This is a genomic window from Salmonella sp. 32070601201500089SM (assembly GCF_017573605.1).
Taxonomy (GTDB): domain Bacteria; phylum Pseudomonadota; class Gammaproteobacteria; order Enterobacterales; family Enterobacteriaceae; genus Salmonella; species Salmonella enterica.
Window position 1 is genome coordinate 63,762 of sequence record NZ_JAGETK010000007.1, and the last position, 17,023, is coordinate 80,784.

The following is a 17,023-nucleotide window of genomic DNA, read 5'->3' on the forward strand; positions in this document are numbered from 1 at the left end:
ATGGCAGCATTTTGTACGCGTATACCAAGGGATATGCGGCATAGAGCCATGCTGCGGGCTTTGGGTAAAAAATAGGTCATAATAAAAATATTATATTTCTACATTTTTATGAGTATATTCTTATGAGCTGAATGATCGTACCTGCTCATTGAATATTATATGTAATACTTTCAATATATTTATTTCATGTATGTTCCAGAAAAAACAAAAAAAGTGGTCTTTTTTGAATATTAAACTGGCGTGCATGCTACTCGTTTTTCCGTAAAAGTGAAATAATTTATTTTTTTGAAAGGGAAGGCTCTTTGGGTGGGGGACTTATAGTGTTTGCATAATTTTTTTTACTTAATTGATGTTATTTATAATGCCTTGTGCAAATATCTGTTTTTTTAATAAATTAGTTATATGATTATTATATTGTTGTGTATCGATTAATAATTTTAAAGTTATACGGGAAAGGTAGCATTCAACACCTGTTAACAATATATTTTATTATATAGGCGTTGTCGTAGTGTCTCTGTGCGTGAATGGTTAAGAATAATACGTTACAATTGTCGCTGGTATTTACAACCGATTAAAAACCATGACAACTAACCATCAAATTGACCATCTTCTCACCCTCATGCAGCGCTTGCGTGACCCGGAAAACGGCTGCCCGTGGGATAAAGAGCAGACCTTCGCCAGCATCGCGCCTTATACGCTGGAAGAAACCTATGAAGTACTGGATGCGATTGCGCGTGAGGATTTTGACGATTTGCGCGGCGAACTGGGCGACCTGTTGTTCCAGGTGGTGTTTTACGCGCAGATGGCGCAGGAAGAAGGCCGCTTCGATTTTAATGATATCTGCGCTGCCATCAGCGACAAGCTGGAGCGCCGCCATCCGCATGTTTTCGGCGAGCTTTCCGCGGATAATAGCGAAGAAGTCTTAGCTCGCTGGGAGCAAATCAAAACGGAAGAGCGCGCGCAAAAAGCGCAGCATTCCGCGCTGGACGATATTCCGCGCAGCTTACCGGCCTTAATGCGCGCGCAAAAAATCCAGAAACGGTGTTCAAACGTGGGCTTTGACTGGACGACGCTGGGACCGGTCGTCGATAAGGTCTATGAAGAGATCGATGAGGTGATGTTCGAGGCGCGGCAGGCGGTTGTTGATCAGGCTAAACTGGAAGAGGAAATGGGCGATTTGCTCTTTGCCACGGTCAACATGGCGCGTCATTTAGGTACGAAAGCGGAGCTCGCTTTGCAAAAAGCGAACGATAAATTTGAACGTCGTTTTCGCGAAGTTGAACGTATTGTCGCAGCCAGAGGCCTGGAAATGACCGGGGTGGACCTGGAAACAATGGAAGAAGTTTGGCAGGAAGTAAAACGCCAGGAAATTGATCTCTAAAGGTTTTAGGCGGTCAAGAGCGATTTGTGTGATTTTTTAAATAACAAGCGCTTGATTTACGTCAAAAACATTTACCTCAAAGGGGCTATTTTCTCCCTCCCTGTGTGAATGTCAGCCTGACGAAGAGGAGGAATAATGAAAGTTTGTGGCGTAGGTCATGTTCGGGTATACTGCTTTCCCGTCCTGGTTATTCCATCGTCTTTTAAACCTAACTTCTCAGGTTCCGCATGACAACGAACTATATTTTTGTGACCGGCGGGGTCGTATCCTCTCTGGGTAAAGGCATTGCCGCAGCCTCCCTCGCAGCCATTCTGGAAGCCCGTGGTCTCAACGTGACCATCATGAAACTGGATCCGTACATCAACGTCGATCCGGGTACTATGAGCCCAATCCAACACGGGGAAGTGTTCGTTACTGAAGACGGCGCTGAAACCGACCTGGACCTGGGGCACTACGAGCGTTTCATCCGCACCAAGATGTCTCGCCGCAACAACTTCACGACTGGCCGTATCTACTCCGACGTTCTGCGTAAAGAACGCCGTGGCGACTATCTGGGCGCAACCGTACAGGTAATCCCTCACATCACTAACGCGATTAAAGAGCGCGTGCTGGAAGGCGGCGAAGGCCACGATGTGGTACTGGTGGAAATCGGCGGTACCGTCGGTGATATCGAATCGCTGCCGTTTCTTGAGGCGATTCGTCAATTGGCGGTAGATATCGGTCGTGAACACGCGCTGTTTATGCACCTGACGCTGGTACCTTACCTGGCGGCTGCGGGCGAAGTGAAAACTAAACCGACTCAGCACTCCGTGAAAGAGCTGCTGTCTATCGGTATTCAGCCCGATATTCTGATTTGTCGTTCTGATCGCGCGGTTCCTGCCAACGAGCGTGCAAAAATTGCATTGTTCTGTAATGTGCCGGAAAAAGCCGTTATTTCAATGAAAGATGTCGATTCCATTTATAAAATTCCAGGCCTGTTGAAATCTCAGGGGCTTGATGATTATATTTGTAAACGATTCAGCTTGAACTGTCCGGAAGCTAACCTGTCTGAATGGGAACAGGTCATTTACGAAGAAGCGAACCCGGCAGGCGAAGTGACTATCGGCATGGTCGGCAAATATATTGAACTGCCGGATGCCTATAAGTCGGTGATCGAAGCGCTGAAACACGGTGGTCTGAAAAACCGCGTTACCGTCAATATCAAATTGATCGATTCGCAAGATGTTGAAACGCGCGGCGTCGAAATTCTGAAAGATTTGGACGCTATCCTGATCCCCGGCGGCTTCGGCTATCGTGGCGTTGAAGGTAAAATCGCCACTGCGCGCTATGCGCGTGAAAACAATATTCCTTATCTGGGCATTTGCCTGGGGATGCAGGTTGCGTTGATTGAGTTCGCTCGTAACGTGGCCGGCATGGACAACGCCAACTCAACGGAATTTGTGCCAGACTGTAAGTACCCGGTTGTGGCGTTAATTACCGAGTGGCGCGATGAAGACGGTAACGTTGAAGTCCGTAGCGAGAAGAGCGATCTGGGTGGCACCATGCGCCTAGGCGCGCAGCAGTGCCAGCTTAGCGATGACAGTCTGGTACGTCAGTTGTACGGCGCGTCGACGATTGTTGAACGTCATCGCCATCGTTACGAAGTCAACAATATGTTGTTGAAACAAATTGAAGCAGCGGGTCTGCGTGTCGCAGGCCGTTCCGGTGATGATCAGTTAGTCGAGATCATTGAGGTACCGAATCATCCGTGGTTCGTGGCCTGTCAGTTCCATCCGGAATTTACTTCCACGCCGCGTGATGGACATCCGTTGTTCGCTGGCTTTGTTAAAGCCGCCAACGAGCATCAGAAACGTCAGGCGAAGTAAAAAAGTTAGAACGGCGGTGCACCCTCAGCGGTGCACCGTTTGTCTGAAGTTTTAGTTTAACTAGTGACTTGAGGAAAACCTAATGTCCAAAATCGTTAAAGTCATCGGTCGTGAAATCATCGACTCCCGTGGTAACCCGACTGTTGAAGCTGAAGTACACCTGGAAGGTGGTTTCGTAGGTATGGCGGCGGCTCCGTCAGGTGCTTCTACTGGTTCCCGCGAAGCGCTGGAACTGCGCGATGGCGACAAATCCCGTTTCCTGGGTAAAGGCGTAACCAAAGCTGTTGGCGCGGTTAACGGCCCGATCGCTCAGGCTATTCTTGGCAAAGACGCTAAAGACCAGGCTGGCATCGACAAAATCATGATCGACCTAGACGGTACTGAAAACAAATCTAACTTCGGTGCAAACGCCATTCTGGCTGTCTCTCTGGCTAACGCCAAAGCTGCTGCTGCCGCTAAAGGTATGCCGCTGTACGAGCACATTGCTGAACTGAACGGCACGCCGGGCAAATACTCCATGCCGGTTCCGATGATGAACATCATCAACGGCGGCGAGCACGCTGACAACAACGTCGACATCCAGGAATTCATGATCCAGCCGGTTGGCGCGAAAACGGTTAAAGAAGCCATCCGTATGGGTTCTGAAGTTTTCCATCACCTGGCAAAAGTGCTGAAAGGCAAAGGCATGAACACCGCTGTGGGTGACGAAGGCGGCTATGCGCCGAACCTGGGCTCCAACGCGGAAGCACTGGCTGTTATCGCTGAAGCGGTTAAAGCGGCTGGTTACGAGCTGGGTAAAGACATCACCTTGGCGATGGACTGCGCAGCATCTGAATTCTACAAAGACGGTAAATACGTTCTGGCTGGCGAAGGCAACAAAGCGTTCACCTCCGAAGAATTCACCCACTTCCTGGAAGAGCTGACCAAACAGTACCCGATCGTTTCCATCGAAGATGGTCTGGACGAGTCTGACTGGGACGGTTTTGCCTACCAGACCAAAGTACTGGGCGACAAAATCCAGCTGGTTGGTGACGACCTGTTCGTAACCAACACCAAAATCCTGAAAGAAGGCATCGAGAAAGGCATCGCTAACTCCATCCTGATCAAATTCAACCAGATCGGTTCTCTGACCGAAACTCTGGCTGCAATCAAGATGGCGAAAGACGCTGGCTACACTGCTGTCATCTCTCACCGTTCTGGCGAAACTGAAGACGCTACCATCGCTGACCTGGCTGTTGGTACCGCTGCAGGCCAGATCAAAACCGGTTCTATGAGCCGTTCTGACCGCGTTGCTAAATACAACCAGCTGATTCGTATCGAAGAAGCTCTGGGCGAAAAAGCACCGTACAACGGTCGTAAAGAGATCAAAGGCCAGGCGTAATCCTGCTTTTACCTCTTAACGTATAAACCCGCTTCGGCGGGTTTTTTGTATCTGTTCAATAGCGCAGCCGCTGTGCATGACCGGGCAGACGAAATCTGCAATAATTAACGATTATCCCCTTAACAGAGAACGCTATGCAGTACCCGATTAACGAGATGTTCCAGACCCTACAAGGCGAGGGTTATTTTACCGGCGTCCCCGCTATTTTTATTCGTTTACAGGGATGTCCGGTCGGCTGTGCCTGGTGTGATACTAAGCATACCTGGGATAAACTGAGCGATCGGGAAGTGTCTCTGTACAGTATTCTGGCAAAAACCAAAGAGAGCGACAAATGGGGTGCTGCGAGCAGTGAAGACTTGCTGGCGGTGATTAATCGTCAGGGCTATACCGCGCGTCACGTTGTTATCACCGGTGGCGAACCCTGTATTCACGACCTCATGCCGCTCACCGATCTGCTTGAAAAGAGTGGTTTTAGTTGCCAGATTGAAACCAGCGGGACGCATGAAGTGCGCTGTACGCCTAACACCTGGGTCACGGTTTCACCAAAAGTGAATATGCGCGGGGGATATGACGTGCTTTCCCAGGCGCTGGAGCGCGCCAATGAAATCAAGCATCCCGTTGGGCGAGTTCGTGATATTGAGGCGCTGGATGAACTGTTAGCCACGTTGAGCGATGATAAACCGCGCGTGATTGCTTTGCAGCCCATTAGCCAGAAAGAAGACGCGACGCGTCTGTGTATTGAAACGTGTATTGCACGTAACTGGCGGCTGTCTATGCAAACGCATAAATATTTAAATATCGCCTGATGCATTACTAATCTTACAGACGGCCTGCCGATGCCGTCTGTGACTCATCCATTACCTTGCATTGTTTATTTTCTCTATGTGAATTTCGATGAGTGTATAAAAGCGCTGATAAATTTTTCCATAGCGATGCACGGATCGCGCTATTTTGGTAAATTTAAAGAAAAAATCATTCTATGAACTTTTTTGCATCAAAATCAGCAAATTAGCTGTTCTTTAATAATTTAAATTGTTGCGATTATGTTGGTGGAATGTGGTGTTGATAAAAAGTAGTTTATAAACAATGACATACGTTTAGTGTGTTCCCCGCGCCAGCGGGGATAAACCGCGGGCATGAAAACAGCAGAAGCAGCCGTGGGCGTGTTCCCCGCGCCAGCGGGGATAAACCGGGCGGCTGGAGACCTTTGCAGAGGAAACCAGCGTGTTCCCCGCGCCAGCGGGGATAAACCGGTTCAGGTTTCGCGTCAACTGACGTTGGTAATGTGTTCCCCGCGCCAGCGGGGATAAACCGGGGATCGCGCTGGCGGTCGCATCCGTTGCCGTGTGTTCCCCGCGCCAGCGGGGATAAACCGCCATTTTTGATCATCTCCTCCAGCCTGCTGAGGTGTTCCCCGCGCTAGCGGGGATAAACCGCACTGGAGATATAGCTGCTGTCGTCATCGGGTGTGTTCCCCGCGCTAGCGGGGATAAACCGTGGGAACCGTCAAGGCCCGAGGGTGACGGCTGGTGTTCCCCGCGCTAGCGGGGATAAACCGGATTGTTCAGATTGGGAATTTGACCAACGCCCGTGTTCCCCGCGCTAGCGGGGATAAACCGGTTACTGTATTATCTCTCGCATAGACCCGGCAGTGTTCCCCGCGCTAGCGGGGATAAACCGCGGCGGGCCTCTCTCTTTGTTTGAGCTGTTACGTGTTCCCCGCGCTAGCGGGGATAAACCGCGTATTCCACCCAGCCGCAGCATAGGCGACACGTGTTCCCCGCGCTAGCGGGGATAAACCGTCTAACGACAGCATTGTTGTAACCCATTGGATGTGTTCCCCGCGCTAACGGGGATAAACCGCCCCAGATATAAGAGGTCTGAGGCTTTTATTCGTGTTCCCCGCGCTAGCGGGGATAAACCGCACGAGTGGCAAATTGATTTCGACGAAAAACTGTGTTCCCCGCGCCAACAAGGATAGCCGTTGCATAATCATAATCTGTGTACCAGTAATGGCTGCTACAAACCTGTAAAGTAAAAAGGCCGCGTTTTCCCGGGGAGGCTTTTATACAGGAGAAGGCCATGGCGTTAAGGATCAGGGTATTGCTCGAAAATCATAAGGGAGCTGGAGCGGATAAATCGTTGAAGGCCCGGCCAGGATTAAGCCTGTTGGTCGAGGATGAGTCTACGTCGATCTTGTTCGATACCGGCCCTGATGGCAGTTTTATGCAAAACGCGTTGGCGATGGGGATCGACCTGTCCGATGTGTCTGCTGTGGTGCTTTCGCATGGTCATTACGATCATTGCGGCGGCGTGCCGTGGCTTCCTGATAACAGTCGAATCATCTGCCATCCCGATATTGCACGTGAACGTTATGCAGCAATGACTTTTCTTGGTATTACCCGAAAAATAAAAAAATTGTCGTGTGAGGTGGACTATTCACGCTATCGAATGATGTACACGCGTGACCCCCTGCCGATTGGCGAAAACTTTATCTGGTCAGGGGAAATACCGGTGGTCGCGCCTGAAGCCTACGGCATTTTTGGCGGCCACGATGCGGAGCCGGACTCTATTTTGGATGAGGGCGTACTGATTTACCAATCGACAAAAGGATTAGTCATCATTACGGGATGCGGGCATCGAGGGATCGTAAATATTGTTCGGCACTGTCAGAACATTACCGGTATAAAGCGGATTTACGCGCTTGTCGGCGGATTTCATCTCCGCTGCGCATCACCGTTCACGCTGTGGCGAGTCAGGCGCTTTCTGCAAGAACACAAACCTGAAAAACTATGCGGTTGTCACTGTACAGGGGCCTGGGGGCGGTTGTGGCTACCGGAAATAACCGCACCTGCAACCGGTGATGTGCTGCGCTTTTAACACCGCGCTGGACAATGTTTTCACTGATAAAACGTCGTGTGGATAGGCTGGAATCAATCTGCCATCCAGCCCACGCGTTAATAAACCTTATTCGCCGCGATAGACGCAGCCGGCTGTACAGGTCTCTTTCACCATCACGGCGCTCAGGAGCGGCACGACGGGCTTAACCTGATCCCAAATCCATTTTGCCAGCACTTCGCTGGTGGGATTGGACAGCCCTGGAATATCATTGAGATAGTAGTGATCAAGACGATCGTAAGTCGGTTTAAACGCCGCTTTGAGATCCGCGAAATCCATAATCCAACCGGTATGCGGATCGACTTCACCGGTAATTTCGAGACGCACCATAAACGAGTGTCCGTGCAGGCGGCCGCACTTATGCCCTTCAGGCACGTGAGGCAGGCGGTGAGCGGCTTCAAAGGTGAAATCTTTATACAACGTGGTGGACATGATGAACTCTCAGGCAATAAAAAAACCGCCGTAGGGTACCGGAAAGCGCATTTTTTATCATTAACTAAAACCATTCTCCGCCTTGTGACGGGCAATTAATTTAAGAATTTCCAGAAAATTTAATAATTATCAATCAATTATAAAATCGATTTTGGCGTTAATAACGATAACTAAAACAGGTTAGTTCATTTGGTTATTTGTTATTTCCAACCCTTCTTTAATTGTTATTCCTCTCACCGTTACCCTTATCCTTAGTTTGGGATTTATCGCTTATACACTTCATCCTTCAAGCCGCATCTGTGTTGACTGCGTTTACTCGCCCCAGTCACGTATTTATGTACGCTCCTGGGGCGCGATCAGCTTACAGTCTGGCTACAGCGAACTTGAATGATTTTGTGTATAGATCCGCTTTGCTTACTGGAACATAACGACGCATGACGACACCGGCTCCACTGACTGGGTTGCTTCCGCTTAATCCGGAGCAACTGGCGCGCCTTCAGGCCGCGACAACCGACCTTACTCCCGAACAGCTTGCCTGGGTCTCCGGCTATTTTTGGGGCGTACTGAACCCGCGCTCAGGCGCTGTTGCCGTCACGCCTGCTCCTGAGGGGAAGATGCCGGGGGTTACGCTTATCTCCGCTTCGCAAACCGGCAATGCGCGTCGTGTGGCGGAAGCGCTGCGTGATGATCTGCTGGCGGCCAACCTTAATGTGACACTGGTGAACGCCGGCGACTACAAATTCAAACAGATTGCCAGTGAAAAACTGTTGGTGATAGTGACGTCCACCCAGGGAGAAGGCGAGCCGCCGGAAGAGGCCGTCGCGCTGCATAAATTCCTGTTCTCCAAAAAAGCGCCGAAACTGGAAAACACCGCTTTTGCCGTGTTTAGCCTCGGCGACACCTCTTATGAATTTTTCTGCCAGTCCGGAAAAGATTTCGACAGCAAACTGGCGGAACTGGGCGGTGAACGTCTGCTCGACCGTGTCGATGCTGACGTTGAATATCAGGCAACTGCCAGCGAATGGCGCGCCCGCGTGGTTGATGTTCTGAAGTCTCGCGCACCTGTCGCGGCACCTTCGCAATCCGTCGCTACTGGCGCGGTAAACGACATCCACACCAGCCCCTATACTAAAGACGCGCCGCTGATCGCGACCCTCTCCGTGAATCAGAAAATCACCGGTCGCAACTCGGAAAAAGATGTGCGTCATATTGAGATTGATTTAGGCGACTCCGGCCTGCGCTATCAGCCGGGCGATGCGCTGGGCGTCTGGTATCAGAACGATCCGGCTCTGGTGAAGGAGCTGGTTGAGTTGCTGTGGCTGAAAGGCGATGAGCCGGTGACGGTTGATGGTAAAACCCTGCCGCTCGCCGAAGCGCTGGAGTGGCACTTCGAGCTGACGGTGAATACCGCCAACATTGTTGAGAACTACGCGACCCTGACGCGCAGTGAGTCGCTGTTGCCATTAGTGGGTGACAAAGCGCAGCTCCAGCACTACGCCGCGACCACGCCCATTGTTGATATGGTGCGTTTCTCTCCGGCACAGCTGGATGCTCAGGCGCTAATCGACCTGCTGCGTCCGCTAACGCCGCGTCTGTACTCTATCGCCTCCGCACAGGCTGAAGTGGAGAGCGAAGTGCATATCACCGTTGGCGTGGTTCGTTATGACATTGAAGGCCGCGCCCGCGCCGGTGGCGCCTCCAGCTTTCTTGCCGACCGCGTGGAAGAAGAGGGCGAAGTTCACGTCTTTATTGAGCATAACGATAACTTCCGCCTGCCAGCTAACCCGGAAACGCCGGTCATTATGATTGGCCCCGGCACCGGCATCGCGCCGTTCCGCGCCTTTATGCAACAGCGAGCGGCGGAAGGGGCGGAAGGTAAGAACTGGCTGTTCTTCGGCAACCCGCACTTTACCGAAGATTTCCTTTATCAGGTGGAGTGGCAGCGCTACGTGAAAGAGGGGTTGTTAAGCCGTATCGATCTCGCCTGGTCACGCGATCAAAAAGAAAAAATTTACGTACAAGACAAGCTGCGTGAACAGGGTGCCGAGCTGTGGCGCTGGATCAATGATGGCGCGCATATTTATGTCTGCGGCGATGCCAGGCGCATGGCCGCAGATGTCGAAAAAGCATTGCTGGAAGTGATCGCTGAATTCGGCGGTATGGACCTCGAATCGGCAGATGAATATTTAAGTGAGCTGCGCGTAGAGCGCCGTTATCAGCGAGATGTCTACTAATGAGCGAAAAACATCCAGGCCCACTGGTGGTCGAAGGTAAACTGTCCGATGCCGAGCGCATGAAGCTGGAAAGCAACTATCTGCGCGGCACCATTGCGGAAGATCTGAACGACGGTCTCACCGGCGGTTTTAAAGGCGATAACTTCCTGCTGATACGCTTTCATGGCATGTATCAGCAGGATGACCGCGATATTCGCGCCGAGCGTGCGGCGCAGAAGCTGGAGCCGCGCCACGCGATGCTGCTGCGCTGCCGCCTGCCGGGCGGGGTGATTACTACGACGCAATGGCAGGCGATCGATAAATTCGCGGCGGATAACACGATTTACGGCAGTATCCGTCTGACCAACCGCCAGACCTTCCAGTTCCACGGCATTCTGAAGAAGAACGTTAAGCCGGTGCACCAGATGCTGCACTCGGTGGGGCTGGATGCGCTGGCAACCGCCAACGACATGAACCGTAACGTGCTGTGTACCTCTAACCCGTACGAGTCTCAGCTGCATGCTGAAGCCTACGAATGGGCGAAGAAGATCTCCGAACATCTGCTGCCGCGCACCCGTGCGTATGCGGAGATCTGGCTCGATCAGGAGAAGGTCGCGACCACTGACGAAGAACCGATCCTTGGCGCAACCTATCTGCCGCGTAAATTTAAAACCACGGTGGTGATCCCGCCGCAGAACGATATCGATCTGCACGCCAACGACATGAACTTCGTGGCGATTGCCGAAAACGGCAAGCTGGTGGGCTTTAACCTGCTGGTTGGCGGCGGTCTGTCTATTGAGCACGGTAATAAGAAAACCTACGCGCGTACAGCCAGCGAGTTCGGCTTCCTGCCGCTGGAGCATACCCTGGCGGTAGCGGAAGCGGTGGTGACGACCCAGCGTGACTGGGGTAACCGTACCGACCGTAAAAACGCGAAAACCAAATATACGCTTGAGCGCGTCGGTGTCGACACGTTCAAAGAAGAAGTTGAGCGTCGCGCGGGGATCAAATTTGAGCCGATCCGTCCGTATGAGTTCACCGGTCGCGGCGATCGTATCGGTTGGGTGAAAGGGATCGACAACAACTGGCACCTGACGCTGTTTATCGAAAACGGTCGTATCCTGGATTATCCGGGGCGCCCGCTGAAAACCGGCCTGCTGGAGATCGCGAAGATTCATCAGGGCGAGTTCCGTATTACCGCTAACCAGAACCTGATTATTGCCAGCGTGCCGGAAAGCCAGAAAGCGAAGATCGAGACGCTGGCGCGCGACCACGGGTTGATGAATGCCGTGAGCGCGCAGCGTGAAAACTCAATGGCCTGTGTATCGTTCCCGACCTGCCCGCTGGCAATGGCGGAAGCCGAGCGTTTCCTGCCGTCGTTCACGGACAAAGTGGAAGCGATTCTGGAAAAACACGGCATTCCTGATGAGCATATCGTGATGCGCGTGACCGGCTGCCCGAACGGCTGTGGTCGCGCGATGCTGGCGGAAATTGGCTTAGTAGGGAAAGCGCCTGGTCGTTATAACCTGCATCTTGGTGGCAACCGCATCGGGAGTCGTATCCCACGGATGTATAAAGAAAATATCGCCGAGCCGGATATTCTGGCCTCGCTGGATGAACTGATTGGGCGCTGGGCGAAAGAGCGTGAAGCGGGTGAAGGCTTCGGCGACTTTACGGTGCGTGCGGGCATCATTCGCCCGGTGCTCGATCCCGCGCGTGATTTCTGGGAATAACCTGAATTGCCGGATGGCGGCATAAATGCCTTATCAGGCCTACCGCCCGCGTAGGCCTGATAAGCGAAGCGCCATCAGGCAAGGTATACCGCGAGGAACTTATGTCCAAACTCGATCTAAATGCCCTGAACGACCTGCCAAAAGTCGATCGCGTACTGGCGTTGGCGGAAACCAACGCTCAACTGGAAACGCTGACTGCCGAAGAACGCGTGGCCTGGGCGCTGGAAAATCTGCCCGGCGAATACGTGCTCTCCTCAAGCTTTGGTATCCAGGCGGCGGTGAGCCTGCACCTGGTGAACCAGATTCGCCCGGGTATCCCGGTGATCCTCACCGATACCGGCTATTTGTTCCCGGAAACCTATCAGTTTATTGATGAGCTAACGGACAAACTCAAACTCAACCTGAAAGTTTACCGCGCGGGCGAAAGTCCGGCCTGGCAGGAAGCGCGCTACGGCAAACTGTGGGAGCAGGGCGTAGAAGGTATTGAGAAATACAATGACATCAATAAAGTCGAGCCGATGAATCGGGCGCTAAAAGAGCTGAAAGCGCAGACGTGGTTTGCGGGTCTGCGTCGCGAGCAGTCCGGTAGCCGCGCGCATTTACCCGTTCTCGCTATCCAGCGCGGCGTGTTTAAAGTGCTACCGATTATCGACTGGGATAACCGCACGGTTTACCAGTATCTGCAAAAGTACGGTCTGAAATACCATCCGCTGTGGGATCAGGGCTATCTGTCGGTGGGCGATACGCACACCACCCGCAAATGGGAGCCGGGTATGGCGGAAGAAGAAACGCGGTTCTTCGGGCTGAAGCGCGAGTGCGGGCTGCATGAAGGGTAATTGTCCTTACGCGGTATGATTATACTTGCTGCTATGAAAAATCCGGCAGGCAGCCGGATTTTAAATTGGTTATATACCCAAAATAATTCGAGTTGCTTAAAGGCGGCAAGGGAGTGAGTCCCCAGGAGCATAGATAACTATGTGACTGGGGTGAACGAGCGTAGCCAACACATAAGCAACTTGAAGTATGAAGGGTATATTACTGACTATCTTTATGTCAGTAATATATTACGACTGCACCCATCTTTACCAATGTGCAAAGAACGTTCATGGGTTAGATATAGCTTTTCAAGAATTACATCAATAAACATTTTTTTTGCATGATAGTCGTTATAATCCTGATTAAGTTTTTTTAAAAAACCAGAATTTGTTGGTTTAAACTCTGAAAACGGTGAATAGCTATGTAGTAAATAGGAGATACACGGATGCATCATGCTAAAAGCGACTTCACCTTGTACCTCCTGATAACCTATTTTGCAAAACTGAGTTGTAGGCTCAAAGTTACCTGCATTAATACAGGCCAGCATCGATTTTTCATCTTCAGTAAGCGAGTCCTGCCATTCGACAAGCGGGTGGTCTGGAGCTTCTGCGGGACGCATCATCTCATAAACCGCCGCTTTGATTTGTGCATTGCCCGTCACTTCTTTTCGTAGTGTAGAAATCGACTCCTGAAGTAATTCCGGGTGCCAGGTCATCTTCGCACCAATCACCTCGCATATTTGTAAAAATAACTGTCTCTCCTCTCTACTCATAGATTCTATCACTGCATCATCTGATATATTGAGGATGTCCTTAATATTGCTTTGGCTGATCACCGTGTCGCCGACCATAAGTAAAAATTGTGTCTGAGAAGCGTCCATCTTGATAGTAAACAGATCCTGATGAGCCGGGCAGGCCAGATGTTGTAGCCGTTTAAAGGCGTAAATTTTATTTATATCCTCTATGTTAACTTCCATCTCTCCAGGTTCACCACGGCCCTGTCCGTGAATGATGGAGTGTAACACTTCCAGCGCATGGTCCTTTTTTTCCGCTCTAAAATGATCCTGGACTTTATCCCAGCCCCCCATATGGATTGCTTTTTCTTTATCTGCGCTTAACAGATGAGCAAGCCGACTTTCATTAAGCGTATAATTTTGATGATTACCGAAGCTTAAAGTGACTGGCATAATATTTTCCTTCAAATTTATATTATTCAATATCCGGAGTAAAATATATCGTTCAATTCTCTCTTTTTTATTAAACAGATAAAGTTTACTACAGGAGAGAATTTGAACGGCATTATTAATACAGCACATTTATGGTTGGTAATCCTTTGTGGTGACGATAATTCAGACAAAAGGTAGATGATTCGCCGCAAATGGTCGTTTTTTTAAATTTTGGTTTATGCAGGGGGCGTTGGAAGAAGCCTCTTTGATCGCTTCTTCCAGAAGAAAAGAGCGGAAAAATTTATAATAATTATTCGTGGGGTAAATATTTCTGAAGAATATATAAAGTTGAGTGAGCATATTTAAATATAATCTCAGGAAGTGCAATTTTTGTGAGATATATCAAAAAAAAAGACCATTAAAAAGGCGTAGAGTGCTTTTATTATCCACATGCTGGAGTTTACGTGTCGATATATCACTATTGGGGAAAGTCTCGACGAGGAGAAAATGACGGCGGTGATGATTACCATTTGCTTTGCTGGCATTCTTTAGATGTTGCGGCTGTGGGTTACTGGATGGTGATAAATAATATTTATTTTATTGACCACTATCTAAAAAAATTAGGCATCCAGGATAAGGAGCAGGCGGCGCAATTTTTTGCCTGGATTTTATGTTGGCATGATATTGGAAAATTTGCTCATTCCTTCCAGCAACTATACCGTCATGAGGCTTTAAACATCTTTAATGAGCCTACACGGCATTATGAAAAAATCGCGCATACCACGCTGGGATACGTGTTGTGGAACTCCTGGCTAAGTGAATGCCCTGAATTGTTTCCTCCTTCTTCGCTTTCAGTTCGTAAAAGTAAGCGCGTTATGGCGCTTTGGATGCCAGTCACTACAGGTCATCATGGACGCCCTCCAGAGGCAATCCAGGAGCTGGACCATTTTCGCCAGCAGGATAAAGATGCGGCAAGAGATTTTCTTCTGAGAATAAAAGCGCTCTTTCCTTTAATTACCTTGCCTGAAGCCTGGGATGAAGATGAGGGTATCGACCAATTTCAGCAACTTTCCTGGTTTATTTCCGCTGCGGTTGTGCTGGCTGACTGGACTGGTTCTGCCAGCCGTTATTTTCCGCGTACTGCGGAAAAAATGCCTGTTGATACCTACTGGCAGCAAGCTCTCGCTAAAGCACAAACTGCCATCACGCTATTTCCCTCAGCGGCGAATGTGTCTGCCTTTACGGGCATAGAAACGCTTTTCCCTTTTATTCAGCATCCCACACCGTTACAACAAAAGGCGCTTGAGCTGGATATCAACGTGGATGGCGCCCAACTCTTTATTCTTGAAGATGTCACCGGGGCCGGAAAAACAGAGGCGGCGCTCATATTAGCTCATCGACTGATGGCGGCAGGTAAAGCGCAGGGACTCTATTTTGGACTGCCGACAATGGCGACAGCCAACGCGATGTTTGAACGTATGGCGAACACCTGGCTGGCGCTGTATCAGCCGGACTCCCGTCCCAGCCTGATTCTGGCGCATAGCGCGCGTCGCTTAATGGATCGTTTCAATCAGTCAATATGGTCGGTCACTCTTTCTGGTACGGAAGAACCCGATGAAGCGCAGCCTTATAGTCAGGGATGCGCCGCCTGGTTTGCCGACAGCAATAAAAAAGCGTTGTTGGCGGAGGTTGGCGTAGGCACGTTGGATCAGGCGATGATGGCGGTAATGCCATTTAAACATAACAACCTGCGGTTACTGGGTCTTAGCAACAAGATTTTACTGGCGGATGAGATCCATGCCTGTGATGCATGGATGTCCCGAATACTTGAAGGTTTGATCGAACGGCAGGCCAGTAATGGCAACGCCACTATTCTGTTATCTGCGACGCTATCGCAGCAGCAGCGAGATAAGCTGGTGGCGGCATTTTCCCGTGGGGTGAGGCGTAGTGTGCAGGCGCCGTTGCTAGGCCATGACGATTATCCCTGGCTGACTCAGGTCACACAAACAGAGCTGATTTCTCAGCGGGTTGATACACGCAAAGAGGTTGAGCGTAGCGTAGATATTGGCTGGCTACATAGTGAAGAGTCGTGTCTTGAACGTATAGGTGAAGCAGTGGAAAAAGGAAACTGTATCGCCTGGATACGTAACTCCGTTGATGATGCGATTCGTATCTATCGCCAGCTTCAACTGAGTAAGGTCGTCGCCACGGAAAACCTTTTACTCTTCCATAGTCGCTTTGCTTTTCACGATCGTCAGCGGATTGAGTCACAGACGCTGAATCTCTTTGGCAAACAGAGCGGTGCGCAACGTGCCGGTAAGGTCATTATCGCCACGCAGGTAATCGAACAAAGTCTGGATATTGACTGCGATGAGATGATCTCTGATTTAGCGCCGGTGGATTTATTAATTCAGCGGGCCGGTCGACTACAGCGTCATATTCGCGATCGTAACGGTCTGGTGAAAAAGAGTGGGCAGGATGAGCGAGAGACGCCAGTGCTGCGCATTCTTGCTCCGGAGTGGGATGACGCGCCGCGAGAGAACTGGTTATCCAGCGCCATGCGTAACAGCGCCTATGTCTATCCCGATCATGGGCGCATGTGGCTGACACAGCGCATATTACGTGAGCAGGGGACGATTCGGATGCCGCAATCTGCCCGATTGTTGATTGAGTCGGTCTACGGCGAGGATGTCAACATGCCGGTTGGATTTGCAAAAACCGAGCAATTGCAGGAAGGGAAAGTTCATTGTGACCGTGCCTTTGCCTACCAGATGCTGCTTAATTTTGCACCGGGTTATTGTGCTGAAATTAGCGATTCTCTACCGGAGAAAATGTCAACGCGGTTGGCGGAAGAGTCTGTCATGCTGTGGCTGGCGAAAATCGTGGATGGCGTCGTAACCCCTTATGCCAGCGGTGAACACGCCTGGGAGATGAGCGTGCTGCGGGTACGTCAGAGCTGGTGGAATAAACATAAAGACGAGTTTGAAAAATTAGATGGCGAACCCCTGCGTAAGTGGTGTGCGCAACAGCATCAGGATAAGGATTTTGCCACGGTGATTGTGGTGACGGATTGTGCCGCTTGTGGTTATTCGGCGAATGAGGGATTGATTGGCATGATGGGGGAATAACGAATATAGAT

General features: G+C 50.5%; 11 protein-coding genes and 1 CRISPR repeat array. Of the genes, 9 read left to right on the forward strand and 2 right to left on the reverse strand.

The features are described from left to right. Positions 1-580 precede the first annotated feature (580 nt). From mazG to J4728_RS13015, 5 genes are all read left to right on the forward strand, one after another. Positions 581-1,381, forward strand: a complete 801-nt coding sequence (gene mazG, locus J4728_RS12995; RefSeq protein ID WP_151117381.1) for a nucleoside triphosphate pyrophosphohydrolase — start codon at positions 581-583, stop codon at positions 1,379-1,381. 227 nt (positions 1,382-1,608) lie between these two features. Then, positions 1,609-3,246 carry a glutamine hydrolyzing CTP synthase gene (gene pyrG / locus J4728_RS13000; protein ID WP_000210863.1) on the forward strand — a complete coding sequence of 546 codons (1,638 nt, stop codon included), beginning with the start codon at positions 1,609-1,611 and terminating at the stop codon, positions 3,244-3,246. A gap of 82 nt (positions 3,247-3,328) precedes the next feature. After that, a complete protein-coding gene (gene eno / locus J4728_RS13005; protein WP_000036734.1) occupies positions 3,329-4,627 on the forward strand; it encodes a phosphopyruvate hydratase in 1,299 nt (432 codons plus the stop codon). A 134-nt stretch (positions 4,628-4,761) separates the two neighbouring features. Further along, positions 4,762-5,433: a 7-carboxy-7-deazaguanine synthase QueE gene (queE, locus tag J4728_RS13010; RefSeq protein WP_001199963.1), complete on the forward strand. Its 672-nt coding sequence runs from the start codon at positions 4,762-4,764 to the stop codon at positions 5,431-5,433. A gap of 296 nt (positions 5,434-5,729) precedes the next feature. Next, positions 5,730-6,551: direct repeats of the CRISPR family, unit length 29 nt; unit sequence GTGTTCCCCGCGCCAGCGGGGATAAACCG. 158 nt (positions 6,552-6,709) lie between these two features. After that, positions 6,710-7,507, forward strand: coding sequence for an MBL fold metallo-hydrolase (locus J4728_RS13015; protein ID WP_208211854.1), 798 nt, complete (start codon positions 6,710-6,712; stop codon positions 7,505-7,507). Between the two features lie 87 nt (positions 7,508-7,594). Here J4728_RS13015 and queD read toward each other — a convergent pair whose 3' ends face one another. Continuing rightward, positions 7,595-7,957, reverse strand: coding sequence for a 6-carboxytetrahydropterin synthase QueD (gene queD / locus J4728_RS13020; RefSeq protein WP_000108313.1), 363 nt, complete (start codon positions 7,955-7,957; stop codon positions 7,595-7,597). A 434-nt stretch (positions 7,958-8,391) separates the two neighbouring features. On the opposite strand from queD, the gene cysJ reads away from it, so the two are divergent. The 3 genes from cysJ to cysH all read left to right on the forward strand — a co-directional run bounded on the left by cysJ (position 8,392) and on the right by cysH (position 12,739). Then, on the forward strand, positions 8,392-10,191 hold the full coding sequence (gene cysJ / locus J4728_RS13025) for an NADPH-dependent assimilatory sulfite reductase flavoprotein subunit (protein ID WP_208211856.1): 1,800 nt from the start codon (positions 8,392-8,394) through the stop codon (positions 10,189-10,191). Continuing rightward, on the forward strand, positions 10,191-11,903 hold the full coding sequence (cysI, locus tag J4728_RS13030) for an assimilatory sulfite reductase (NADPH) hemoprotein subunit (protein ID WP_208211858.1): 1,713 nt from the start codon (positions 10,191-10,193) through the stop codon (positions 11,901-11,903). The genes cysJ and cysI overlap by 1 nt, the downstream gene beginning before the upstream one ends. 101 nt (positions 11,904-12,004) lie before the next feature. After that, positions 12,005-12,739, forward strand: a complete 735-nt coding sequence (cysH, locus tag J4728_RS13035; RefSeq protein ID WP_208211860.1) for a phosphoadenosine phosphosulfate reductase — start codon at positions 12,005-12,007, stop codon at positions 12,737-12,739. Positions 12,740-12,951: 212 nt separating this feature from the next. Here the strand turns inward: cysH and sopD are convergent, their stop codons facing one another. Further along, the gene (gene sopD, locus J4728_RS13040) at positions 12,952-13,905 is read right to left on the reverse strand and encodes an SPI-1 type III secretion system effector SopD (protein WP_208211862.1); all 954 of its coding nucleotides are present in this window, start codon (positions 13,903-13,905) and stop codon (positions 12,952-12,954) included. Between the two features lie 443 nt (positions 13,906-14,348). On the opposite strand from sopD, the gene cas3 reads away from it, so the two are divergent. Further along, a complete protein-coding gene (cas3, locus tag J4728_RS13045; RefSeq protein WP_208211864.1) occupies positions 14,349-17,012 on the forward strand; it encodes a CRISPR-associated helicase Cas3' in 2,664 nt (887 codons plus the stop codon). The last annotated feature ends 11 nt before the right edge of the window (positions 17,013-17,023 follow it).

Bases quoted from the DNA above. Each gene is read 5' to 3' on its own strand.
- cysJ (WP_208211856.1), top strand. From the start codon at position 8,392: ATGACGACACCGGCTCCACTGACTGGGTTGCTTCCGCTTAATCCGGAG.
- cysH (WP_208211860.1), top strand. From the start codon at position 12,005: ATGTCCAAACTCGATCTAAATGCCCTGAACGACCTGCCAAAAGTCGAT.
- cysI (WP_208211858.1), top strand. From the start codon at position 10,191: ATGAGCGAAAAACATCCAGGCCCACTGGTGGTCGAAGGTAAACTGTCC.
- sopD (WP_208211862.1), bottom strand. From the start codon at position 13,905: ATGCCAGTCACTTTAAGCTTCGGTAATCATCAAAATTATACGCTTAAT.
- queE (WP_001199963.1), top strand. From the start codon at position 4,762: ATGCAGTACCCGATTAACGAGATGTTCCAGACCCTACAAGGCGAGGGT.
- pyrG (WP_000210863.1), top strand. From the start codon at position 1,609: ATGACAACGAACTATATTTTTGTGACCGGCGGGGTCGTATCCTCTCTG.
- eno (WP_000036734.1), top strand. From the start codon at position 3,329: ATGTCCAAAATCGTTAAAGTCATCGGTCGTGAAATCATCGACTCCCGT.
- mazG (WP_151117381.1), top strand. From the start codon at position 581: ATGACAACTAACCATCAAATTGACCATCTTCTCACCCTCATGCAGCGC.
- J4728_RS13015 (WP_208211854.1), top strand. From the start codon at position 6,710: ATGGCGTTAAGGATCAGGGTATTGCTCGAAAATCATAAGGGAGCTGGA.
- queD (WP_000108313.1), bottom strand. From the start codon at position 7,957: ATGTCCACCACGTTGTATAAAGATTTCACCTTTGAAGCCGCTCACCGC.